The sequence below is a fragment of the Bradyrhizobium sp. CB82 genome (assembly GCF_029714405.1).
Classification (GTDB): Bacteria; Pseudomonadota; Alphaproteobacteria; order Rhizobiales; family Xanthobacteraceae; genus Bradyrhizobium.
The window spans coordinates 1,990,357-2,014,562 of sequence record NZ_CP121650.1; the positions used below are offsets into that span (position 1 = coordinate 1,990,357).

General features: G+C 60.0%; 19 protein-coding genes, 1 tRNA gene and 1 pseudogene. 9 read left to right on the top strand and 12 right to left on the bottom strand.

All coding sequences use genetic code 11. The features are described from left to right. The first annotated feature begins 18 nt into the window (after window positions 1-18). The 4 genes and pseudogenes from QA640_RS09775 to QA640_RS09790 all read left to right on the top strand — a co-directional run bounded on the left by QA640_RS09775 (window position 19) and on the right by QA640_RS09790 (window position 3,278). Complete coding sequence (locus QA640_RS09775) at window positions 19-657, top strand: class I SAM-dependent methyltransferase (RefSeq protein WP_283040476.1); 639 nt, start codon at window positions 19-21, stop codon at window positions 655-657. Between the two features lie 128 nt (window positions 658-785). Beyond that, window positions 786-1,150, top strand: a pseudogene (locus QA640_RS09780) (hypothetical protein). Window positions 1,151-1,392: 242 nt separating this feature from the next. Further along, window positions 1,393-1,469, top strand: a tRNA-Met gene (locus QA640_RS09785). An 813-nt stretch (window positions 1,470-2,282) separates the two neighbouring features. Further along, window positions 2,283-3,278: a hypothetical protein gene (locus tag QA640_RS09790; RefSeq protein WP_283040477.1), complete on the top strand. Its 996-nt coding sequence runs from the start codon at window positions 2,283-2,285 to the stop codon at window positions 3,276-3,278. Window positions 3,279-3,526: 248 nt separating this feature from the next. Here QA640_RS09790 and QA640_RS09795 read toward each other — a convergent pair whose 3' ends face one another. Continuing rightward, a complete protein-coding gene (locus QA640_RS09795) occupies window positions 3,527-4,162 on the bottom strand; it encodes a hypothetical protein (protein ID WP_283040478.1) in 636 nt (211 codons plus the stop codon). 83 nt (window positions 4,163-4,245) lie between these two features. Further along, a complete protein-coding gene (locus QA640_RS09800; RefSeq protein WP_283040479.1) occupies window positions 4,246-5,316 on the bottom strand; it encodes a hypothetical protein in 1,071 nt (356 codons plus the stop codon). A 256-nt stretch (window positions 5,317-5,572) separates the two neighbouring features. Here QA640_RS09800 and QA640_RS09805 point away from each other — a divergent pair, with 256 nt between their 5' ends. After that, entirely contained in the window at window positions 5,573-7,870 is a 2,298-nt protein-coding gene (locus QA640_RS09805) for a restriction endonuclease (RefSeq protein WP_283040480.1), read from the top strand. A 320-nt stretch (window positions 7,871-8,190) separates the two neighbouring features. Next, complete coding sequence (locus QA640_RS09810) at window positions 8,191-8,313, top strand: hypothetical protein (RefSeq protein ID WP_283040481.1); 123 nt, start codon at window positions 8,191-8,193, stop codon at window positions 8,311-8,313. A gap of 249 nt (window positions 8,314-8,562) precedes the next feature. Here the strand turns inward: QA640_RS09810 and QA640_RS09815 are convergent, their stop codons facing one another. The 10 genes from QA640_RS09815 to QA640_RS09860 all read right to left on the bottom strand — a co-directional run bounded on the left by QA640_RS09815 (window position 8,563) and on the right by QA640_RS09860 (window position 19,451). Next, window positions 8,563-9,486: an abortive infection family protein gene (locus QA640_RS09815; RefSeq protein WP_283040482.1), complete on the bottom strand. Its 924-nt coding sequence runs from the start codon at window positions 9,484-9,486 to the stop codon at window positions 8,563-8,565. Between the two features lie 305 nt (window positions 9,487-9,791). Next, window positions 9,792-10,055: a hypothetical protein gene (locus QA640_RS09820; protein ID WP_283040483.1), complete on the bottom strand. Its 264-nt coding sequence runs from the start codon at window positions 10,053-10,055 to the stop codon at window positions 9,792-9,794. 111 nt (window positions 10,056-10,166) lie between these two features. Continuing rightward, window positions 10,167-12,224 carry a S8 family serine peptidase gene (locus QA640_RS09825; RefSeq protein ID WP_283040484.1) on the bottom strand — a complete coding sequence of 686 codons (2,058 nt, stop codon included), beginning with the start codon at window positions 12,222-12,224 and terminating at the stop codon, window positions 10,167-10,169. 95 nt (window positions 12,225-12,319) lie between these two features. Next, window positions 12,320-13,882, bottom strand: a complete 1,563-nt coding sequence (locus tag QA640_RS09830) for a hypothetical protein (protein WP_283040485.1) — start codon at window positions 13,880-13,882, stop codon at window positions 12,320-12,322. Between the two features lie 445 nt (window positions 13,883-14,327). Beyond that, on the bottom strand, window positions 14,328-15,476 hold the full coding sequence (locus tag QA640_RS09835) for a hypothetical protein (protein WP_283040486.1): 1,149 nt from the start codon (window positions 15,474-15,476) through the stop codon (window positions 14,328-14,330). Then, complete coding sequence (locus QA640_RS09840) at window positions 15,463-15,813, bottom strand: hypothetical protein (protein ID WP_283040487.1); 351 nt, start codon at window positions 15,811-15,813, stop codon at window positions 15,463-15,465. The genes QA640_RS09835 and QA640_RS09840 overlap by 14 nt, the downstream gene beginning before the upstream one ends. Beyond that, the gene (locus tag QA640_RS09845) at window positions 15,810-16,304 is read right to left on the bottom strand and encodes a hypothetical protein (RefSeq protein WP_283040488.1); all 495 of its coding nucleotides are present in this window, start codon (window positions 16,302-16,304) and stop codon (window positions 15,810-15,812) included. Before QA640_RS09845 ends, QA640_RS09840 begins: the two co-directional genes overlap by 4 nt. After that, complete coding sequence (locus QA640_RS09850; RefSeq protein WP_283040489.1) at window positions 16,301-18,175, bottom strand: hypothetical protein; 1,875 nt, start codon at window positions 18,173-18,175, stop codon at window positions 16,301-16,303. The genes QA640_RS09845 and QA640_RS09850 overlap by 4 nt, the downstream gene beginning before the upstream one ends. Continuing rightward, window positions 18,172-19,107, bottom strand: coding sequence for a PD-(D/E)XK nuclease family protein (locus QA640_RS09855; RefSeq protein ID WP_283040490.1), 936 nt, complete (start codon window positions 19,105-19,107; stop codon window positions 18,172-18,174). Before QA640_RS09855 ends, QA640_RS09850 begins: the two co-directional genes overlap by 4 nt. Beyond that, window positions 19,107-19,451, bottom strand: a complete 345-nt coding sequence (locus QA640_RS09860) for a helix-turn-helix transcriptional regulator (RefSeq protein WP_283040491.1) — start codon at window positions 19,449-19,451, stop codon at window positions 19,107-19,109. Before QA640_RS09860 ends, QA640_RS09855 begins: the two co-directional genes overlap by 1 nt. A 161-nt stretch (window positions 19,452-19,612) precedes the next feature. Between QA640_RS09860 and QA640_RS09865 the strand changes: the two genes are divergently transcribed. The 3 genes from QA640_RS09865 to QA640_RS09875 all read left to right on the top strand — a co-directional run bounded on the left by QA640_RS09865 (window position 19,613) and on the right by QA640_RS09875 (window position 24,137). Beyond that, the gene (locus tag QA640_RS09865; RefSeq protein ID WP_283040492.1) at window positions 19,613-20,935 is read left to right on the top strand and encodes a metallophosphoesterase; all 1,323 of its coding nucleotides are present in this window, start codon (window positions 19,613-19,615) and stop codon (window positions 20,933-20,935) included. 3 nt (window positions 20,936-20,938) lie between these two features. Then, window positions 20,939-21,874, top strand: coding sequence for a serine protease (locus QA640_RS09870; RefSeq protein ID WP_283040493.1), 936 nt, complete (start codon window positions 20,939-20,941; stop codon window positions 21,872-21,874). Window positions 21,875-21,947: 73 nt separating this feature from the next. Continuing rightward, window positions 21,948-24,137 carry a caspase family protein gene (locus tag QA640_RS09875; RefSeq protein WP_283040494.1) on the top strand — a complete coding sequence of 730 codons (2,190 nt, stop codon included), beginning with the start codon at window positions 21,948-21,950 and terminating at the stop codon, window positions 24,135-24,137. Window positions 24,138-24,206: the final 69 nt, after the last annotated feature.

The following is a 24,206-nucleotide window of genomic DNA, read 5'->3' on the forward strand; positions in this document are numbered from 1 at the left end:
TTCTTCAGGGCAGGGGGCATGGCAGCAGATATCTCGCGTGCCGGGGTCGAGAAGGCCTATGGCCGCTGGGCGCCGGTCTACGATCTCGTCTTCGGCAAGGTGTTTGATGCGGGACGGCAGTCGACCATTGCAGAGGCCGACAAGATCGGCGGCCGCATCCTCGACGTCGGTGTTGGCACCGGGCTGTCGCTGTCGGACTATTCGCGCTCGACAAGAGTCTGCGGCGTCGACATCTCCGAGCCGATGCTGCGCAAGGCGCAACAGCGTGTGCGTGCGGAAAACCTTGTCAATGTCGAGGTGCTCAGCGTGATGGATGCGAAGAACCTCGCATTCCGCGACGGCTTCTTCGATGCGGTGGTCGCGCAATATGTCATCACCGCGGTGCCCGACCCCGAAGGCACGCTCGACGAGTTCGTGCGTGTGCTGAAATCCGGCGGCGAGCTCATCCTCGTCAATCACATCGGCGCGGAAAGCGGCCCGCGAAAACTGTTCGAGCTGGCCTTTGCGCCGCTCGCAAGAAGGCTTGGCTGGCGCCCCGAGTTTCCCTGGGAACGACTGGTCAACTGGGCGGCGCGGCATGGTGGCATCACGCTCGCCGAGCGGCGGCCGATGCCGCCGATGGGCCACTTTTCGCTGATCCGCTACCGCAAATCGTGAACGTGACAGCGCACGATTCGGAAACGTGTGTAGCGGTTTTCCGACAAGATCGTGTGCAAGAAGAGCTAGAGTGCGAATTGGTCGCGCTTTAGCTGGAACATGCGCATATCGCTGGGCGTTTCCGTTTCATGTGCACGATATCAAAACTCATGCTCGCAAGCCTGCTGATCGCGGCCGCCGCGCCTGCGATCGCGCAGGCCCCACCCAGCCCGGCGACGCCGCCGCAGGCGACCGCGCCGCCGCCCCCGCAGCGCGCCAGCGACTGCACGCCGACCCAGACGGATCGCCCCCGCGGCACGGTGACGCCCAATGGCTCGACCACCGGCCAGGCCCGGGAACCCCTCGGCGACAAACTGGCGCAATCCGACGGCGTCCTCTGCCCGCCCGCGGGCGTCGACCCCGAAATGCGCGCACCTGCGCCGGATGTCGGCAGGACCCCCGTCATCCCACCCCCGGCAGCCCCGGCGGTGACCCCACGATCCGGCCGAAGTAGGCTCGTTGCTTCGTCTCTCCCGGGCGGGGAGCGGTGAAGTCCGCGCGAGGCGCGAATTCCGGGTGAGGGCGGCTCTCCACGAATCTGGAGCCCGAAAGCAAACGGATTTGGCGTGGAACGGGCTGGATTCCGTCACCGAAATCACCCCGGCAATCTCGGCCACTTTGCTTGACAGGCCGCCGCCCCCTTCCTTATATGCCGCGCGTTCGCGAGATCGGCCGTTTCGGCCCCGCGAGCCCTGTGGCGGGGTAGCTCAGCTGGTTAGAGCACGGGAATCATAATCCTGGGGTCGGGGGTTCGAGTCCCTCCCCCGCTACCAAATAATCACGTCGAATCAGTTGCTTGCCATCAACCTCACCGATCGTGACGTTCGGCGCGCGATCTCGTAGCAAATTGGTAGCGCCGCGTCGGCCTGCGGATGGACTGTTAATCTAATCCTTGAAGCTTTCCTTTTGACTCGACGATCGAGCCCGATCCGCTTCCTGCGCTCAAACCCTCAAATCGAATAGCCGTTCTTGTGATCGGCGACTCTCACGTGAATAGGATGAAATTCCAAGGATTCGATTGCGCAGCCGGGCGACAACGGGGACGAGAGTCCCTCCCTCTCCGCCAAGCAGCCCCTTAAGTGCCTGTAAAATCGAATCCTTCAGGAAAATAAGGGCTTTCCTTACCAGCCGTTGGTACAAAAGGTTGGTACAAAGGAATGGTCCTCAAAATGGCGCGCCCCTGGCCGCACCCGGTCACCGGCATCTATTGGTTTCGCAAGGCCGTTCCGGCCAAGCTTCGTCCGATCCTCAAAAAGAGGGAGGAGAAGCATTCGCTTCGGACTCGGGATCCGGACGAGGCGAAGCTGCTTCATGCTGTGAAGGCCGCCGAAGTCGCAAAGCGCTGGGCAAGCCTGAGGAGCGGTGTCCAGACGCTCACCTTCAAGCAGGCGAGTGCGCTTGCGGGAAAATTCTATCGCGAGCGGATTGCTGCCAACGATGAGAATCCCGGCTCGCAAGACCAGTGGGAAAACAAATTCAAGAAGCTCAAACAGGACGGCAAGCTGATCCCCGAGAAGGGACCCGACGCCGTTGGCCTTTGGCTACATTATCGGTGGCATGCGAAGCAGTACCTGACCGACATGGGCATGCGTCTCGATCCGCCGAGCTTCGAGATGTTTTTCAAGGCGTTCGCGGAAGCGAGTCAGATGGCCGACCAGCAGCTGATGCGCAATGCAGGCCGCGACTACACGCCCGATCCGAAGGCTTCGCGGTTTCCCGAGTGGCAGGACCGCGCCAAGGCCCAGGTGACGTCAATCGTCGCGGCGTTCAAGGCGTACGCAAAAGAAGCCGGGCTCGGCGCGAGGACCGTCAAGAAGTGGGGACCGATCATCGATCGCCTGGTCGTTCACGTCGGTCGCGATGACCTGTCAGCTGTCACCCGCTCCCTTCTAATTGACTGGAAGGACCAATTGCTGGCGCAAGGCCTGGCGCCGCGAAGCGTGCGGGATGGCTATATTGCCGCAGCAAAAGCCACGCTCCAATACGCGGTGGAGCAGGACTGGATCACCAGCAATCCGGTCGTTGGCATCAAGGTCCGCGTGAAGAAGAAGTCCAGGAAGCGCGAGAAAGGGTTCACGCGGGCGGAGGCCGAAATCATCCTGAAGGCAACGCTTGCTGAAAGGTCGGCCAAAATGAGCGAGGAGATGGCGGCCGCCCACAGGTGGGTCCCCTGGATATGCGCCTACACCGGCGCGCGCGTGAATGAGATCACCCCGCTTTGTCCCGCCGACATTCAAACCGAGGATGGCATTCCTCTGTTTCGTATACGCGCTGAAAATACGAAGGCTGACGAGTATCGGAAGGTTCCGATCTACGATCATCTGATCGAACAGGGACTCTTGGATTACGTGAAATCCCGCGGCGACCGGCCGCTGTTTTACGATCCCGAGCGCGGGCGGGGCGGGACGCCTGCAAATGCGCAGTGGCAAAAAGTCGGTGAACGGCTGGCGAGTTGGGTTCGCGGGTTGGGAATTCCGAAAGGCGTTTTGCCAAATCACGGCTGGCGGCATCGGTTTTGTGGCAATGGATGTGGACATGGACGAGCGCATTCAGAACATCATCCAGGGACACGCGCCTGCTAACGAGGCGCGGGAGTACGGCGACCTCTGGCCACAAACGGCCCGGCGCGAGCTCCGGAAATTGCCGCGCTACGAGGTCGGCGCGCCGCCGTTGAAGCGGTGTGACGAGACACGCAAGAAGAAGCGTGTGAGAAGCTCGTAAGGTTGCTGAGACAGCTCAAGCCGCATACGAGGGTTCGATGCCCTTCGCCCGCTCAATCCAAGCTCGAGGCGCTTGCGCTCGAAGTAAACCAGCGGCGCGCCGGTTATGCCTAGCTTTGTTGCGGTCTCTTTGGGCGACGGTAGTACGCTGGTAAGGGCTTTCCGCGCCATCCAAGCGTCTCGCCTTGCACCTTCCAGCGTCCGCGGGTCCCGTGCGGCCCTTTCCATTCTTTGTCGAGGAGCATCACGAGCTTTTTGCCGTACGCACTCATTAGTCTGGAATACCCATGCCATAAGTACTCGTACAGATTTCGCTCCTCCTGCGTATCCTCGACAGTGAGGGCGCATGGATAACGGAACCACGAGTCGAGCCCGGATTCGAAGGCTTCGAGGATGTGCGTGTACGAATTCTTGTACGGGATCAATTTGGACCGACTTCGCAAAACCCTCAGCTTGTGAGACTTGAGCTCGCTGGACAGTTTCCCGTTCGAGATCCAGTGGGGGTTTTCGTAAACCAGAAACGCCTTCATCGCGTTCTCTAGCGCGAAGCCGCCCAGCAGGAAGATCGGCTTGTCGACGCCGCAGACTTGCCGCACAATTTCCTGTTTCGCGTTCGTCTTCGTCAAGATGCTCGACTGGTCGCGCCGTCGGTACATTTCGGTGGCCTGATCGTGCAGGTTCTCAGCGGTGAGTAACCACGAATGGGGGTTTGCGAAATCTTCGACAAACCGCTTATTCTCGTCCATTGCCCTTCCCCGCCCGAATAATCTAAGGACCCGTTGGCCTCACTATAGGCTAATAGCCCGGCCTCGCCTCGGGTACAGCATCGTTATAGATTCGCAGGTCCGCTAACGAAATTGCCGATGTCATCGAATAGAACAGTCAGCTTGCCCGTAAGAATAACCTCCTTTACTTCCTCTTCTGTCGTGCCGGCGAAACGCAATTGCGGCCAAGCATGACCGAATGCGTTCCACATTAACTTACCACGAACCTCATAATTCCAGTCTTCCAGTTCCGGCCGGTCTGGGAGACGCGCAATGATCCTGTGTTGCTCATTCACGGTATCGAGCTCGCTTTGATAGATCGGCCGTTCCTTCAGGTGCAGATTGAGCATTGCGAACTCCGTCATTATTTCGCGCGCCTGCAATTCTGATATCGGCCCCGTGATCTTATCGAGCATGTTCTCTCGGAAGAAACTGAGTGCACCAGTGGAGTCGTTGAAGACAATGAAAATTGCGGTGCGTCCCAGCCGCAACATCATCGTTTGCGCGATGTGAAGATCGCCGAAATCGAACTCATCGGGACTTCCTTCCTGACGGCAAGGTAAGACGAGAAGCGAACCGAAGACCTGCGCCTCGATCATCGTGGGGATATAGAAGCACCGAACGACGGTATGAATATGGTGCAAGAGATCCCATTCGTAGTCATCGGCGATCATTCCGCCTGGCACTCGCGTATCGAGGATCTTACGGTTCGTCTTGTTCTTTAGGTGGAGCTTCAGATAGATCAGACCCATCCAGACGAATAGTTCAAGCGCACCGTTGGCCGCGACGTGGTTCTGGATCGAGTCCGGTCCGCCGTTTACAACGGCGCTCATCGGCTTCTCTATCGTTTTTCCCATTAGCGAATTGCATTCGACGCAGCACGGCACCGTATGCCTGTCGTACCGAACCTTCCTGCCGTTGGGTAATGTTATCGTGCGGGCAAAGAGGTCGTACTTCCGCAGTAGCCACTCCGGAAAAACATGCTCGTCGTTGAACTCCTTTTCGGTGGGATCCGCACCGCAAATGAAGCAGCAGTTCCCGAGGCAGATGTCGTCAATGAATCGCTTGGTGCTGAAGAAAATCACCCTCCCGTTCTGATCGACGATCGAGCCATCGTCCGTTTTGGTCCATGCCATTCCAAATTCCTCCTTCCCCTCCAACGACCAAGGTATCGCGACGGCTCCAGCCGCGATTTCCTTTTGTTTGCTATCTTTATTGTGCTGCGCCTAACCACCGCATGGGTGTCCCCTCCGGTGCAGGCACTGCACGCTGCGCACGAGCGATCTAGTTCCAGCTCTGGGTTGTGCGGCCTAGGATCGACAGTTATAGTTCTCGCTTCTAAGTTATCCCTTTGGACTTGCGAATCAGCCTTTATTTTTAGGCTTTGGATCGATGCCGGACTACGATTTTCACCAGCTTTCGCCATACGACTTAGAATTGCTAGTTCGGGATCTGCTGCAAGCGCATTGGCAGGTTACGATCGAGAGCTTCAAGACCGGGCGCGACGGTGGCATCGACCTGCGCTACGCAATGGGCCCGCAGAAAACAATTGTGCAAGTCAAGCATTACCTGCGCACCGGGCTTTCGGGCCTTCTGCGTGATTTGGAAAATGAGGCAACCAAGGTGCGCAGGTTGCAGCCGAGCCGCTATTTGCTGGTGACGTCCTTGCAACTGACACCCGCGAACAAGGATGCCGTTGTTAAGACAATCGGCGCTGATGCGCTCAAAACGAACGACGTTCTAGGCGCCGAAGATCTGAACAATCTCTTGGGCCAATACCCGGCCGTCGAGGGGCGGCACTACAAGCTTTGGTTGGCCAGTCGGGCAGTCCTGGATCGCGTTCTGCATAATGCTGCGATGACCCGCAGCGAATTCAAGGCACAGCAGGTCTATGAGAAGGCTAAGCGCTATGTCGCGAGCGCCGCCTATCCGCAAGCGCTAAAGATGCTGATTGATGAACGAGTCGTGGTCATCGCCGGTCCACCGGGTGTCGGAAAAACCACGCTAGCCGATTTGCTTCTCTATGAACATTTGGAGAAAGGCTATCAGGCGGTAGTAATTCAACGGGATATCGAGGAGGGCGAGCAGCTATTTCAGCCGGGTCTTCGACAAATCTTCTATTTTGACGATTTCATGGGCGCGACATTTTTGGGCGATCGCGCGGGGGTGCATGCCGGCTCGAACGACCGTGCGCTGCTCAATTTCATCGCCATGGTGCGTGCGTCACCAACCGCACGAATGGTTCTGACCACACGTGAACACGTCTATTCGCAAGCGCTTTCCCGCTCCGAGCGTCTTCGCCACTCTGACCTCGGCGATTTGCGGGTCTTTCTCAACATGCCCAGCTACGACCGAATGCAGCGCGCCCGGATCTTATACAATCATTTGCATTTCAGCGATTTGCCGGATGCTTATCGGGACGAACTGTTGCGCGGCGATTTCTATCTCAAAATAGTAAAGCACGACAAATTCAATCCGCGGGTAATTGAATGGTTATCTAGTTATCGGCGGCTGCGCTCGATTCAGGTCGAGAAGTATAGAGGCTTCGTACAAAGCTTGCTGCATGACCCGTCGGAAATCTGGCGTCATGCCTATGAACGGGAGCTCACCGACGCGGGGCGTTCGCTCTTGCTTGCGCTTTATTCGCTCGGCGGCAAATGCGCAGGAGACAGACTCACCCAGTCGTTTGCTGCACTCCACCAGTTGCGAGCGGACCGCTATGGTTTTCAAACAAGACCAGAGGACTTCGCTTTGGCTATTCGCGAGGTGGCCAACAGCTTCGTAAAGCCATCCGGCCCTCACGGATTCGAGGTTATCGATCCCTCGGTCCTCGACCTGATGAATGCTGTCGTCCTCGAAAGTCCAGACAACGCCGTCGATCTGTTCTCGGGTGCTACGGGGTTCGACCAAGTCGAACACCTATGGACCTTCGCAAAGGCCGACGAAACCGGAGCGATTCGAGCCACTCTGCGTCGTGATGCAGCGCGGATCGCCCAGCGGATCGGCGAGGTCGCAGTGATTGATCGCCGTATCGACATGGGTAATGGCTCCATCGCGTTCCGGGGGCCAACGTTCGAAAAACGGCTGGCGATCATTGTTCACATGGCGGAACAGCTGTCTAGCACGGGCATCGATGCACTCGTCGCCCTGGTCTTTGCTCGACTGTTGAAGGAGTGGGAAACGGAGCGTCCCGACATAAACGATGCGGTCGAATTGCATCGCGCGCTTGATCGGACGAACTCGTTGTTGTGCCAAGATGCGATTTCGATGCAAGCGATCATCGAGGCCGCGATCCTGGAGGAAGCCAGCAGCGGCTGCCGAGCCGACGAACTCCGCGAGCTGATCAGTGTGGTTGATACTTCCGACCACGCTCATACCAACGTCCTGACTGCCCGTGCAGGCTTTGATTGTTATCGACGAGACTATTTTAGGGACGATTTGCGCGAGTGCCGATCACGCGAACAGTTCGACGGGTTGATCGAGGACCTGGAACTGTTCCGCGATGAACTGGGCGTAGACGTCAGTCACTTGATCGAGAGTGTCGAACAGGCAAAAAGCGAGTATGAGGAACACGAAGACGCCTACGTGGACCACATGCAGGACGAGTGGAAGGAGCGCTACGGCATCGAGCGGGACGCGGATCGCAACATTGCCGAGATGTTTGGGTCACTGAAGGCCGATCGCGGCTGACGCAAGCGTGAATACAGGCGAGCTAATCACCGCACAAATCCCCGCCAAAAGCATGATGACGATGTTGTCGAGCTATTGTCGGACAACTGGGATGGCTATGGAGCCAGGGACCCGATTCCTTGAGAGTCAACGCCAAAAAATCATTCGTTTGCATCTTGTGCGGCGCTCGCTCAACCCCACCTCCCCTGCGACACCGAAAGAGCCGAAGCGTGTAGGGGACACCGGGTGGCTATCTAAACTCCCAAAAATCCCTAAGCTCGCTGGCTCAACGCGCGATGTCGGCTAAGTTAGGACCCCGCGCACGAGAACAGGAGGCCCAAATGGGTATCTTCCTCGTCCTCGAAGCCAGCCAGCCTAACGGTAGGGTCTACCGTCTCGGCCTGGGGTGCCTCGTGCCCCCGCAAGTGGCTTCGATGGTGGCGGTTATCGTGCGGCTGTTCTGAACGGGATCGGCCACTCCGAGAGGGTGGCCTTTCTCTTTTAGACATGGACGCTGAGCACCGTCGGCCGCAAATAACGGGACGCTAATACCGTGGTGAATCGGTCGCGTCCTCAGGCCTGCTGTCTTTAAATGTCACCTCAACGGGGTACGCCCTCGCCGCGAGATTGGCCAACCGTTTGAGAGTTGTGCGCGCGCTCGTTGCCACAATTCGTTCGGATCCTTCGAGAGAAGCGAGTTCCGATTGCAATACTTAGTTGTCCAGTAATCCGAAAACGTCATTCGCTTTTGACATCTCGCGATGAGTCTCGTACAGGAAGACGCCTAGCGCGATCGCCGTGTTGACGCTGAGCCGGGCAACAGACGAGAGTGGTCGCGCCGCCGAGGGGTGATGGCCGTGCCCGGATCCGAGCTGTCCCCTCAACTCTGCAATTCCTTGCGTGATTGTCGAAAGCGAACTGAGTACCTGGCGCAACGTATCGCCGGTCTTTCCTTGGCCTGAAAGGTTCAGCGCGTCGCGAGTGGCCTTCACCAGTTGAGGCAGGCTGTCGCCGGCACGCACCGTTAAGCCGCGAGAAGACAAAATGCCTTTGCAGATTGATTCGACGAACTCCTTGGCCGATCCGATGGCCAAGGCGGGGTCCGCCTCAACCGCCGCTTCTATTCTGGTTATCAAGGCTGCAACGTGGTCGGAAGCGAGCTCGTCGGCGATCTCCCGGGCCGCAGCAATCTGCAATACGCCGGCCGCTATCGGCCGCGCCGCGTATATGGCCTTGCCCGAGATATAGGTGTGAGCTGCCACTTCGTAGCCATCCGCGCCCAAGTGGCGATTAAACACCTGTCGAAGAGCCTCAATCTCCCTCTCGTCCTGGCGAACCAGTGGATGGATCATTTCGCAAAGGAACGAAAGGAACTTTTCGTCAGGACAATGCAGTAGCTTTAAGCGGTTATCGTCATAGACCCAGTCATCGTCCCAATCGCGAAAATTTTCGCGATGCATCCAGATGTCGCCCGCCATTGTCTTTTGGCGGTGATCATGGGAGGGGAGCGTGCTCAGATCGAATACGCGGCCCAAAAAGTCGGATTCGCCCAGACGTCCGGCCCAAGCTGTACCACGCAATCTCAATTCATCGAAAAGGTTGCGGCGCGTGATCTCGGATATGGCGATCTTCGGCATGGATCCAAAAACTAAGTAGGGACCGGCAAGCGGTCTGCGGCTCCAACAATGGCGTAGCCGATAATGGCTCGCAACGGCTTCTATCGCTGCCGCGCGAGACTTGTGCCAATTTCGTCGAAACGCTCTAGCCACCCATCTTGGTCCAGGACGACGGATGCCGCCGAGAGGGCGAACTCCGCGGCCAGCGCCTCGGGACCGCGTCCCTGAGTACTCATGCATCGCGAGCTGACGCACGACAAACCCTGGCGAGGACGGAGCTGGCGAAACATCCGATCACTCCGCGCGAACTTCGATGATTGCAGGTGCTATTTAATCCCGGGCATGCGTCGAGCGAGGGCCATCGATTCGACAGCGGGGTCGGCCTCGAGGCGCTGCATGTCGCCAAATGTGACGTCGGCCGAAAAGATACGAGATGTTATCTGCGCCCGCGGCTTGATGAACGATGGACGCTTGGCTCCCTTGCGGAGCTTGACGAGCACCTGCACGATCTCGTTCGCGCTCCGGGTCCGAGAGGACAAGGAGCCCGGTACCGATTCCAATTTATGGAGCGACTTGAAATCGATGGGCATGGCGATCCGCCTCGTGCTCACTTAGTTTAGAACTATCCGAGAACGGTTCAAGAAACGTTAAGGGGTAGCGGCGCTGCGTCGCATCAAAAATCGGTGCGCGTTGCATCCTTACTACAGTTTGATGCTGCGACCGCATGCCCGGCCATACCCGTAGGTCGGATGCCATCCTTCACTAGCCTTTAAATTGGGCGGCGAGACCAAAGCTTCGGCGATGAGTTTCTCTCGAAGGTCTTCGATGGAAATATCCTTTCGCTGCCGTCTGGCTTCGGCAAACAGCAGAGCAACGAGGCCCGTTACTGCCGGTGCGGCCATGCTCGTTCCTGACTTCTTCACAACGCCGTCCCTCGTACCGGACATGGCGGCCAATACGAACTGGCCGGGGGCCGACAGCTCCGGCTTCTCTCTCCCGTCTCTGGTGGGACCTGCGCTTGATGTGGACGCATTGGGAAAGTGTTTCTTGTGACCATCGTAGCTGCCGACGACCAAGGTATCGTGACCGGTCGAAATCGACCCCAGCGTATGCGTGGCAACCGCGTCCACGAAGCTGCCCTGCTTCCGGTCATCGCGTTCGATCCAGGCGTGGTACTCGAGATCCTCATTCACATCGTCCAGGATCCTCAATTCGACTTTGAAGTTCTCTTCCGACAATCCTTCGGCGATCCAGATCCCGATCATGTTGTCGCCGTTGTTGGGATCGTTGAGACGACTGCTGATGAAAGCGGCCATTTGACTATCGCTGCCCATGGCCAAGTAGTCGTTCGGCGCCACGGGATCGAACTTCGTGCCATCGGGCGCGACGAGCCTGACTTCCAGGCGGCGGGATCCCGGATACCACAATTCGAACTCGCCGCCACCGGCGGCTTGCTGCCGCCATTCAATGACGCGCGTTTCTCCCTTACGGATGATGCCTTGGGTATGAATGTCGTCTGCCTGAGCATTTCCGGCGGCGATCACGATCGCTCTGTTGGGCGCTTCCCTGACGATCGCGTCGAGCGCTTGCTCGACCAACGTGCTCCCGTCGTGTGGTCCGCCGTTGGTACCGAGGCTGATGTTGCAGACGCAAGGACGATTACCTGCCGTGTCGAAGATGAACCTAACGGCTTCGAGGAGTTGGACCGAATCTCCAAAGCTGCTGTCGATGGTCGCATGACCATGCCATGCGATGTCGGTCACCGCTGCTTCGACGAACACGATGTCCGCATTCGGCGCCACGCCCGGAACGCGCGTGCCGTTCCCATTTCCCACTGCAATATCCATGACGTGCGTGCCATGCGTACCGCCTCGGTCGCTCCGTGGTCCGTAGCCGAGAGCCAAGTACGGATTGGCCTCCAAGAGAGCGTTGTCGATCTCAGCGCGCGAATAGACGCTGCCGTATTTGACCGAACTGCCTGGCCGCGTCTTTCCGCTCTGGTGCCAGATCGACAAGAGGCGCGTTCTGCCGTTCTTGAGTCGGAAGTTCCGATGCGCGAAATCACACCCGAAGTCGACGATGCCGACGACGACGCCGGCGCCGCCGTCGGGAGCGCTAGTTTTCGGAAGTGCGCTCGGCGCCACCTCCATAGCCGTCGTCGTTGCCGCCAAACTAGGTTGAACCGTCTGCGAAGCCGTCAGAGCGACGACACCTTCGCCGCGGCCGACGGCCTCGACGCGTTTGATCGGAACGCGGCCGGTGACGATCCACGATTTGCCGTCGCGGGCGGTGCCAAGGACGACGCCGGGATCGACGTCGGCCATCTCTTCCCAAGCCTCGACCGAATTCACGCGCGCGATCACGGCCACCTCGTCGCCTGCGGTAGACGCGAGCTCCGGGCCGGTCTTGCCCATACGGAAGTTCGCGACGGCGAGTTGCAGGCGAGGATCCAGGCCGCGCTCGAGTCCGAGCGGCAGCCGTTTCAGATCGCTGGCCGGGCGGACAGGAATTGGCGATAGACGCGTTTCGAGCAGATCCGGAGACACGGCGGCATTCGGCAGGAATGTCGTCGTCACATTTGGAAACAGGGAAAATCCCAGCCCGTCCGGCTGCAGTTCGAACCCGGGTGGAGGGCTGAAGCCGAACGGCAGGGGACGAGCTGCCTCGACGGTGGCAACAGTCCTTTTCGGAGAAGTCTTCTTCCTCGCTCGGGAGCGAGAAGGCCCGCGCCCACGTTTAGCAGACGTCTTTTTCGCCATTTACGACCCCTCACAAGGTGCTGCGCCTAGATCAAGCATACACGGACGATTTCTCTCTCGCTCGGTCGCCTGCAACTGCGGAAGTGCCTAGGAGATCACCTCAGTCCCCCAACCATTGCCTTCTCGTAGATAGCTGAATGCGAGGCGAGATCGCAGCTGTCCAGTTCGAGAGTGTCGTCACCCACCAGCGACAGGACGCTTCCGGGCAGTCTGACGGCAAGAACCTTGCCGCCGCCCCCGGCAACGCCTTCTCTCGCGCTTACCAGCACCTCGCCCAGCTTGGAACCGTTGCCCGTGTAAAGAGGCGGAAGACTGAATTCGACCATCCAGAAGGATCCGTCGAGCGAATCCAACTTCGACAGCGCCAAGGCGTCCATTCGTGTTCGGTCATGCGCCTTGGCGCACTTCAAGTGCCCGATGTAATCGGTTTTCGTCATCAAGACGGACCTGAGAATCGGGACGTCGCGCTGCTCGGCCAGATACCGAATCCAGTAGTTCGTGCTGTCCTCGCGGAGAAGCGGAAGCAGATGACGAAGCACGCCCACCGCGATCAGCTCCGCGTGGTTGCTGCTGATCGCAGACTCCGGCAGCAAACCAATGATGCAGTTCAGCTTCATCACAGGATTACGCATGAACGAACGCGCGCTGAGCGAAAGATAAGGACCGAGGTTGTCGTCGTGGATGATGAAATTGTCGATCCAGGAACTGCTCGCTAGATATTTCGACGATCGGGGGCCGGAGTACGTCTGTACAGCCTGTGCATGCCACTGATTGGCATTCCGCGAGTGCCCGAACGCTGTGACGACGTGACCCATTATGGGCCGTCCCTTCTCCTGCTTCGTGGTGAAGCCGAGGAGGGCCATGTATCCGGAATCTATCAGCGCGGCCAGCTCGGACAGGTATTCGTCGGGTTTGAGCTTCGTCCTGACCGCAGCCTTCAGTCCACACGCGTCGATGACCTCGGCAATCTGACCGGAGTCCAGCGAGCTGACCCGCTCTCTGATGCCGAGAAGCCGATTTATTTTGTTGCTGCTGATCTTGCCCATGGAGTGCTGCGACGAGCCGATCGCCATGCGCAGGCACGAATGGGCACACACATGCAATGTGTCGTTCTGCTGGCAGTACAACACGCCCTGGACACCGAACGTGCGGTCGAGGACCGTACAGCTGAACTCCTGCACGGGCAGCACGAGGGTCCTGGGGAAATCGAGGGGGCGGCCGAGCGTCCTACCGGGAGGAGGCAGAATGGCCTCGTAGACGTATGAGTGCGTGAAGCTCGAATAGCCCTTGACCCGATAGTTGATAAGAACCGCATGCGCCAGCAGCCGAGGAGCGCTGGCATCGTCGAGCTTTTTGACGCCCTGCGCGACCTTGAAGAAGGAGAGCGCGATGGCCTGAGCGTCGCCTCCGCCGTTGTACCGCGCGTCCAAGGCCGTGATCTCTTCGACCACGTCGGGTCGGGACAACACAGATTCAGCGACGAGCAGGTTGGCACCCTGCTGTCGCATTAGTGTGCAGATCCGATGTATCGGTGCGCGGTTAGTAGTTGCAGTAAAAAACTGCTCGATGACGTCAGAGAAAAACGAGAACGGAGCGGAGCACAGCCACTGATCCGGCAACTCGGCCGCCTCGACCGGCGCCGCGCTCCACCTTGCCATGAACTAGAGGGCAGGCGTGTTGCGCGGTCCGCCCAGCGGGATGCTGAGATCCGGATTTTCTTCGGACGTGCGGATACGGCTCAGGTACTGCCTCTGGTCCTGAGTAAGGGGTGGAATCCTGAATGTCGGGGCCGACGTCTGCTGCGTCTGAGCAGGCGACTCCTCTCGCTTTGTGGCGTTATTCTCGGCCATGGGTAAGCGATCCTTGATAGCGCGGCCGACGACGGCTGAACTAGGTGGGTCCGCGACGCATTACCACGCTCGGAACCATTTCTCAACGCCAGATTGCCGAATCGGATCCGCTGGGAGCTCATTTGGGGTCGATCTAGCTCGGAATTCCTTAGGGAACCCCGAATCTATGCCTGATTCGTGCAATTCGGGAGGCCATTCGGCCCGAAATACAGGAAAAATCGACCCTTTGGGCGCCAGCGCCCCCCAACGGCCGCTACTTGGGGCTGTAGGCCGACCGGAGGTCGCCCACGATCCCCCTTTCCCAATTCAAATACCCGGTAGGCTGAGCCCAGAGCTCGGTCCAGGCGTCGTTCAACACCCGCCGAATTCTTCCTGACATCGACGGGGCCGCAAAGTCGCACCCGATCGCCGCGGTGGCTTCGATCGCGCTCGCGACACAGGACTTTAGGAGCGCGGGAGGGTAGCAGCGGCGGAATTCGGGCGGTGCGGACGGTTCGGACACCTGAACGAGCTCGGCCCACCTATCGGCGACCGTGCGGGCGTCGGCGGCGAAACCGAGCCGATCGAGCGTGGCAACGATGATCTGCATCCTGGCGTCGTCCGCCGGGTGTGATGCGCTGCCCGTTTGAGGGAAGGAAAAGGCGAGCGCGCCCCGTTTGGAGTGCAGATGAAGATGCGACCAGGCGAAAGCCGGCCCCACCGTGCATGTGGCGAATACGTCGCAGAAGAATTCGACGCCCCAGGGCCCGGCCCAGGCCAGTTCTGCCCGATTCAAGAGGGTCGCGAGCCGCTCCGGGGATCGTCCGCGTCTGACCGTCGCAATCTCGCTCTCGAAGTGAAGACTGGTGTCCTCGATCATATCGAACCATGCCTTCCTGAAGGGTTCGATCCGCGGGTCGTTGCGATTGTCAGGGGCTAGGAGCGGATGGGCAAGTTCGTGGTAGATGTCCGGCAGATGGAGCAGGAAATGACCTTCCGTCAACGGTACCATCATGAGTTTGTACCCGGGATAGATCCCGAAATATCGCTGCGAGGTGGCGGAAACGACCGGAGAAAGCAAAGGATACTTCACCTCTCTGCAGATTTCGGTCACCAGATGCGTGAGGATTAGATCGTCGTCCGACGCGCGGTTCAGCGCGGTCAGCGCGGTAGACTCGATGAGATCGAGTTCCTCGACCATCCGCCGAAACTGCCGTTGCCTCACCGCCTCGGGGAGTGGTCTTGCGGACGGGTTGGAGAATTCCAGAAATCCTTCGATCGCTCTGTTGAGCCGATCCTGCGTGATGGTGACGAGTCCACCATAATGGGGCGAAAGATCGCGAGGGATCTTACCCAGCAACACGCGACCGCGGGCGGCTAGTTGGTTCGCCGAAACGGCAAAGTAGTCGTCAAGCGCCGACACCGCGAAGTCTCTCGAATGCCGCCGACCGACTGCGATCCAGAATCCGGGCGAGCGTCTCGAGCCGATCGACGAGACCGGCCGGAGCGGTTTCTTGATCCAAGGCGTCCGGAAGGGTCGACCACCCCCGGGCCGCGTCCTCGGAGCCGGGCAGGACGTAGCGCAAGAGCAGGGCGGTCGAGCCCGATGTCGTCAACTCGCGCAACGTCTTCGAAAGCTCGGACCGCGAACGCGAAGTCCGGCGCGCGTCCATGCTCAAGTCGGCGATCACGGCGTCGACGAGTTCGGACAACAACCGGATCTCGCCGTAAAGCGTGCCCTGCAGTCCAGCGTTGCTCATGCGCTTTCCCTCTCGGAGCCTTCCCCAAATCTCAGCAGATCTTCGTCATAGTCGGTGGCATCTTCGCCCAACACGCGGTCGGTCAACTTGATCGTTATTGGCAGGCGGAGGCAATCCTCGGGCCGGCTCCAGGTCAGATTCGAAAGCCGGAATATATCCTCCATGCACTGCACCAAGCTCAGCGGGCCCTCGACATGTCTGACATGCAGTGGCCTGGACGTGCCCGGCCGACGGAAGGGCATCCCCGTCGTTGCGAGATAGCCGTCCTGTCCGCTGACGTAGTGAAGGCCTATAGGCGGATTCCCGACGATTTCCCTGCCATCCCGGCGCTGCACGTCGAAGAACCGGAGAGGCGAGGGGCTTGTCTTGTGTATTTCGACCACCGTCAGCGTCGCGTCGTCGCGCAGCACCCCCTCCAGACGTAAGGCGTCACAGGCTGCCCTTGCCCCGAGCCGCTCCTCTGGAAAACTCCGACCGTCGCGGTGGATCACGATGCGCCCGAGCGATCGACTCTATCTTCGAATTCAGCCCTAAGCAGACTTTCGAGCTGCGAGCGGATTTGCGATGCCAGCAGCTTTTCCGATTGGCGAGACGGCTCGGACCGGAACCGGATCGAGCCGCCGGCGTTCGACACGACAGTATAGCCGGCCGTGTTCTGCTTCACGTCGATTCCCACGATCAGATCAGCGTGGAGCGGCTCGGCGAGCACGAAGGGCCACTTTTCGTTGGCAAGCAAAACCTTGGACAAGGCGACGTTGCGGACATAGCTGTTGAACAAGCTCGTCTTGTCCGCTCTGACGCGATAGGCCGGGTTTCCTTGGGAATCGACGTATTGCTCGTAGCACTCGCGGCCCTTCGAGGAATGCAGCACCGTTGCCCGGACATCCAGCCGCTTGGGAAGTTCGCGGAGGACCGCGGCCTCCAGTTGGTCGTGCGCCCGTCTACCTCCCCGCTCGATTTCATGGATCATGACCGCGGCGAAACCGGGAAGGAGGCAGGACGCCTGCGCCGCCGCGAGGATCGCGCGCGCCTGATCCACGAAGGTGTGTCCGACGCCGACGTCGTTGTAGGGGACGACAACAGGTTCGAACCCTCCATGCGGATATAGCGCGGACACCTCCTGCTTGAGCTGGGCCACGAACGGCTCTCCCCAACTGTCGACCACGGTCTGGGGCAGGATCAGGTACTGACGGTCCAATTGCGATCGGACGTAGAACCCGGCCTTGCGATCAAGGAGCATTTCTCGTCGGCTCTTGCCGAACTCGGCTGCGGACACGTTCTTGGCGTTCCCGCGTCCGTTGAGCGAAAGAACCTTGCTACCGCCGAAGTTCAGGTCCGGAACCGCGAAGGTCTTGCGTTCGATCTCGAGCGGTCGAGCCTCCAGCCTTAGGGCGGCCCCGCCGATCCTAACCTCGCCGATGTATTTCCGACAAAGCTCGGTGATCCGGGCGCGACGTACGCCGGGCGCCAGGATGGCGTCGGCATGCGACTTGCGGACCTCGCGCGACTCGGTGTCGTAGGTGAGGTGACAGAGCGCCGCCGGCGCCGAGCGCTCCTCTCCTCGCGTATTCAGATAGACCACGACCTGGCCGGCGGGATCCAGGCGGGCCAACTCGGGAGAGATCGGTTTACGCGACCGCGTTTCGATGAATTCGGCCAGGCCAACCTGGCGTCCGTCCGGCATAGGCACCACGACTTCGCCGACGTTGAAATCGGAGATGGCGAGAAGCCGGATGTCGAACCATTCATGACCCATTCGGTAGACCGCGTGTCTCCCCTTGATGCGCCTGAAGTCATTTCGCGTCATATTTCGCTGTAGCGGCCTGCGATCGACGTAGCAGCTACGCGAGTCGACGCAGAGTCCAATACCTCCGTCCGCCATGATGAACGCACGAACGCTAAAACCCTCGTGGCGTCCGATCGGGCCTTCACCAGGAAGGGTAGCCTTCTCGAAAAAGGCGGCACCCGCTCCCGGTCGCCACAAGGCCTGCCGAGACCGGAGCGGCGCCTGGACCATAAAGTCGATAAATCTCGTGCAGAGCAAATCCGTCGCGGGACTGCGCGCCGTGTAGTCGAGGACACGGGTGCCAGGCATCGCGTCAAAACGGACGTTCGCACGTGTGACGATCATCGAAGTCGGGAGCTCTTCGGCACCCTCGGGCACCCCCAGAAACATGCCGTCGTCTTCCTCGAACATCTCCACAGGCTGCTTCAGAAGACGGCTGAGGCGGCCGACGATCTGGTGCCGGTTCCTGTAGAATTCGGCGGACTCTGGATTGAGACCCCGGATCCTGTAAGTCTGATAGGTTGTCGACAATTCCTCCAGATTGGCGATCCGGAAGATGTTGGTCTCGCTGCTCATGCCTGCCGCTCCCAACAAATCCTCTTGAATACGCAGTTTTCGCAGACCGTCTCGAACGGAGACGCCGGAAAATCTTCCACCGCGAGTTCGTGTCCCTTTCGGCCGTCGAGCGCGGCGAGCATCGCCGTCGCGCTCTCCGCGATGTAGTCGTCGGCGCTCGCGCGGTCTTCATCGTCGAGCTCGTGACGTCGCATCCGATCCAGCAGGAGCTGAACCTCGACCAACCGGATCTCGTCGGGAGCGCGGGCCGAAGGGGCCTCCGGAAAATCCTTGTGCGGCTTGCAGCGCCTGAGCGCTGAAGAATAGATGGCGAGTTGAAGCCAGGCGTCACTCGTGCCAACCGCGTGCGTCTTCCAGTCCACGATGGCGGGAGGCTCGTCTTCGTAGAAGGCGACCAGGTCCGGTACCACGACGACCGTGACGCCGTAGTCGGCGTACTGCAACGTGCGTTGCGGCATCAGTATCTTGGCGGCCGACAGACGCTCGAGGAAGTTGCGGCGCCGGAGCAGATTCCGGAGTGCTTCCGATATTTCGGTCCATGCGCGGTCGATCTCGTCCATCGTCGGGCCGTCGCCGTATTCGACGCTTGCGAGAGCGGCATACGAGCGGCCCCATGACGAGACGGGCATATCGGGTTCGCGCAACGGATGTTTGCGGGCCGTATCGAGCTGCATGTCGAAGATGCGACGCGCCTCCGAGAGCACGCCTCCGGTCTCCGGCATCTTGCGGGCCTTCAATGTCCCAACCACGGTTCTGGAAATGATGTCGTCGACGACTGACCCGCGCCAGCCGGCCACCGTCTGCAACTTCCCGAGATTGAATGCGTCGCGTCGGGCCGGATCGTTCGCCGTCGGGCTCGCGAGACAATGCCGGAAGTACCATTCCCGTTGGCACTTCCGGAAGGTCTTTGCGGCTGACAACGACCACTTCATCAGCGTGTTCTGCCGGTCCGTGATCTAAGAAAGGCAAGGTATTCCGCCAAGGCATCCTCCTCCTCGGGACTGGTCGGACCCAGCCTTGCCGCCAACCGTAGCCTGTCGTCGCTGGCGCGGTCCGACTCTCCGGCAGGATATCCCGCTTGGCTCATCAGCGCAGCATACGAGAGCTCATATAGGATGGCGATCTTGTGAAGAACCTTTGGTGAGGGCGATGCGATCTTGCCGTTTTCGATTTGCGACAAATAAGCATTCGACAGCCCGGTCGCGCGCTCGACGTCACGTAAGCTCAGCCCCTTTCGCTCGCGTGCCGCAGTCAGTGTCTTTCCGAGTCGCGCCATCTCAAGAATCACCAGTTGGGTTGCAAGTTATATCAAGCGATGCTAAGTTAATCAAGCAGTCAAACCTAGGGTATCGCCTCGGGTGCCAGATGCCTTTACTGTCTGGCTGAATTGACGTGACAGCATGTCGGTCGCGGGCCGACGGCAGCAGGAGTCGACCGATGGGTGCCGAAACGAAGCCGTCCGAACCAGTCGTCGTCACGTTCGCGCAGATTTCGAAGGCGATCGGCTCCGACGAGGCGATTGGGAACCTTGCCGAAGCGTCGGGACGAGATACCACCGTCGATCCCGTTCAGAAAGCGGCGATCATGGCCGGCGTTGGCAATGTACTCAGAATGCTGCAGGATGCCGAGCGAACCGCTGGCGCGAAGGTCTTAACCACGCCGCATGATGCTCGCGCGGCTCGACTGCAGAGTCTGGTCGCATCGGGGGAGGCCGCCAAACTCCGATATGCGGAGTTGCCCAGCGGCGGACTGGAAGCCATGTTCGATACGAACGATTGGTCCGGATGGGCGACCGTTGTGTGGGAAAAGCTGAAGCACCTCATCCCCCACCCGATGGTGCGGCCCAAGACGGACATCGCTGCATCGCTTCCGGACACGTGCCGCATTGCGGTTTTGGGAGATTGGGGGACCGGTCTATATGGAGCCCCGAAGATCGGCGCCGCGGTCCGGCAGGACCGCGATCCGTTCGACCTCCTGCTGCATCTCGGCGACGTCTATTACTCCGGTACCAGTTCGGAGGTCGATCAGAGGTTTCTCGAGATCTGGCCGACGCGTCGCGGGGCGATCAACCGCGCCCTGAACTCCAACCATGAAATGTATTCCGGCGGTGATGCGTATTTCGGTCGGACACTGCCGGCATTCGGTCAGGAAGGCAGCTACTTCGCGTATCAGAACAGTCAATGGACCCTGATCGGGCTGGATGTCGCCTATAAAGATCACGCCATCGACGACGAACAGGTGAGATGGCTCACCGAGGTCGTCCGCAAGGCCGGCGACCGCAAGATTGTGCTGTTTTCACATCACCAGTTGTACTCGAACATCGAAAAGGAGCAGGGCACCAAGCTGTGGTCGCATCCCGGCTTGGGTGAATTGCTGCGCAGCAAGCGGATATTCGCCTGGTATTGGGGACATGAACATCGATGCACGGTGTACGAGGCGCCGGACACCAACTTCGGGATTTGGGCACGATGCATCGGACATAGCGGTATGCCGCAAAGCCGCGACCTGACCATCGGCTTGTCGAAGGCAACCGGACCGGCCTACGAGCGAGCCGACTGGCGATTCTGTCCTGCCGTCACGGTCGAAGGAAATCCCCTGCCGCGCGCGGTGGTGCTCGAGGGGCGCAACGAGTTTATCGTTGGTGAAGAGGACAAGTTCACCCCGCACGGATACGCGGTACTGAATATCGACGGCGTCCATCTCGAGGAGGAAGTGCGGAGCGCGACTGGCGAAGTCATCTATTCCAAACGACTGGTCTAGGTCGTGCCCGCCGATCACGCCGCACTGTTGGCACGCGCGGAACGCGCGTTGGCCGGGAATTCGCCCGTAGAGGCCGTACGCAAGGTCCGGTCCATAATCGGTCCCCTCAACATTCCCAATAGTGAGGCCGAGGCTCAGTTAGCGCTCGAGGCCCTGCGGAACGGCGAAGCGCCCACTCCTCAGCAGCTCACGGCCCTTGAAATTGTGGTGCGGCTATTGCGACCGGTCGTGCTTCTTCGAAACGGCCTACTCGACGACCTTCCCGAGACCGCTAATCGGGATCTAAGACCGGTGGAGCTCAAGGATGCCTGGAGCAAATTTCAGACGATCGCCAAGCAATATGTGGGTTCGGTCGGTCGGATAGAGGATGCTCGCAGCCGCCATGTCGGGACCGGCTTCGTTGTCGGAGCCGGACTCGTTGCAACGAACCGGCACGTACTCGCCGTCTTGAGCAGCGGCGCGGAGGTCCTGGCTCCCGGAGCCGGCCGTATTGTTTTTAAGCAGGAGTACCTTGGAACGAACTCGACCGCCGACATCGCCGCTCTGGTTGAAGTGGTCGCGATCCATCCGGTCAAGGACATCGTGGTCCTGCGTGCGGATACGGCGGCTCGCACGCCAGTCGCTTTCGCGGACGACGTGCCTCCTGCTGGTGCCAACATCGTTACGATGGGCTTCCCTGGAAAAGACGAGGCCAACAACCCGCTCTTCCTTACGTCCGTCTTCGACGGAAAGTTTGGCGTAAAAAGCGCCGCCCTGGGTGAGGTGCTTGACGGATCTGCCGCAGCCGATATTTTCCACGATTGTTCGACTACGCAGGGAAATTCCGGATCTCCGGTCTTCGCGATCGCCACGGGGCAGGTCACCGGAATTCACAGATCCGGGTATTTCATGTTTCGGAACGAAGCGGTCAGCTCGGCCGAGATCCGGGCGCTCCTTTGAGGTCGTCGCGATGGGTCGGCGCGCGCTGATAATCGGTATCGAAGAATACGCCAGGGTAAGCGACAACAGCATCGTGTCCAAGCTTGAAGGCACTCTCAAATCCGCTGAGGATTTCCAACGCTGGCTCTCGGCGAAATGGGATGCCGAAGGCGTGGCGGCTGCCGACAGGCAGATCATCTTCTGCTCAGAGCCGGCGGTCGCCGGCGGCAGACACGCGGCTGCTGAAGATCTGACGCAGGCGCTGCTGGACCTAAGGGTCGCAGGCCAGAATTCCACCGAGGAGTTCTTCTTCTATTTCAGCGGTCATGGCTTCTCGTTCGTCCAGCCCGATGCGCGGTCCGATGTTCTCATCGCGTCTAGCTACAGGTCTATGGATCTGTCGGGAAGCTCGTGCCTCCAGCTCGATAAAGCCATCTATTGGCTTCGGCAGCACCTGGGATCGGGACACCAGTACTATTTCGTCGATGCGTGTCGGAACGACCTCGACGGACGACGGATTAACCCTGGCGGCATCGTTCCGCCAAGCGACCCTCAAACCTCGGACGAAGCCACGACCTTTCTCCTTCAGTCGACTGCCCCCGCCGCTACCGCTGCCGTCGATGGCCGTTTCGCGGCCTCGCTGCTCGCCGGGCTGAACGGAAAAAGCACGGCGAAGATGTGGGACGAGAACCAAAATGACACGATGATGGTAAGGTTCGACACGTTGCGCGGCTTCGTGAAGGAAAGGATGAAGCCTCAGCGCGTCCACAACAACGTCGCTGGCAGTGACGGCGAAACCGACGCCATCATCATTCGGCTCAAGCCGCCTCCGATGTCCCGGTTCACCGTTCAGATCGAAGGTAACGTCGGCTCGCCGGCCGGCACCATCGTCACGACCGGCAAGCGTGCGCCTGCGCGCATCGATACAGAGATAGTCGGAGAATCCACGTCGTTCGAACTTAAACCCGACCGGTACACCGTCTCCGTCCACGTAAACGGCGCCCAAGTCCGCGAAAACGACCGCGAGGTCGTGGTATTCGACGATGCGACGCTGACCTTCCAGTGCGAGCCTCCCGGCCCGGGCGTGACGACCAGCACACCTGCCGCCAATACGGGAGACGTCGCGATTCCCAAAAGCCTCACGCTCGAGCTCGAGGAGCTCGCCACGGGGAAGCGAGAGCAGTTCCGCGGCATGGAGAAGATCGTTGTCCCTCGCGGGCGCTATGCGGCGACGATCCTCGATCGAAACGACCGCGTTCTCAATTCCCACGACATCGTGGTGGGGCCTCAGGAATCGGTCAGGATCGCGGACTGGTCCGGTAGCGTCCCACACGCCTCCCTGGCAGGTGAATTCGACGTCGACGGCGGCGCGATTGACTTTTCGGAGTCCTTGGGACCGCTATCCGATCCCGACCTCAACGTGTGGCTGGCCCTCGTCGGAGGCGGGAGAATCATGTCCGGTACGCCGTATACGGACTATTCGAAAATCGGGCGGCTTCCGTTGCAGGATTTCTCCCACGAGCCTCCCGGCTCCGCGCCCGTGTACGTGTTGGCGGGGTTCGAAGATCCCGGCACCGTCCTTGACGTCGCCGCATCGACGGATCCGAAGCGCGTCGATTGGTCGCCGGCGACGCAGCCGGCGGGATTGCGCGGACTGAAGGAGGCCGTCTTCCGAAATCTCGCCGGGCCGATCCTGCTATCGCTCCGTACGAACGGCGGCGCGTCATACACGGTCGCCTCGGTGGCTTCGCCCAATCGAACCACCCTGATCGTTGCGACCCTCGACGAATTCGGAAACCCGGTGATCTCGCAATACCTGCTGCCCATCGGCCACCTGGTCGATCGTCTCGATCCGTCGGTCGCCGCATTGGTCAGAGACCGCAATCAATTGGCGGACCTGAAGGTGATCGCGGAAGCTGAGAGGGCCTTCAGGAGCCGCCGCGACATTCTGCGCGGCGGCGTTCCGACGTACTTCATGGACGACGTGCTGAACCTGAAGTGGATCGATCCGATCGCCGCCGCGATGGTCGCCTACGAATTCGTCCGCCGACGCCAACCGGCCCGGCTCTCGGTCGTGGTCCGAAACATGACGACCTACTTCCCGGAATTGCCCGACAGCATGGCGCTGGCGAACCTCACCGGGGGACCGTTGGCGATACCCCTCCGCGACGTCCCGCTCTTCCTGGACGGGCTGCGGGCCCTCGACGAAAGGCGGATGCCCCTTCCGGCCACGGCAATCGACTACAACAGCATGTGGACGGCCTGGCGAGGAGCCTACGATTGACCGGTGGGCCGCCTTGACAAAGCGACGCCTGCGTCCTGTTAGCAAAATCCCTAGTCATTCGGTCGGCCT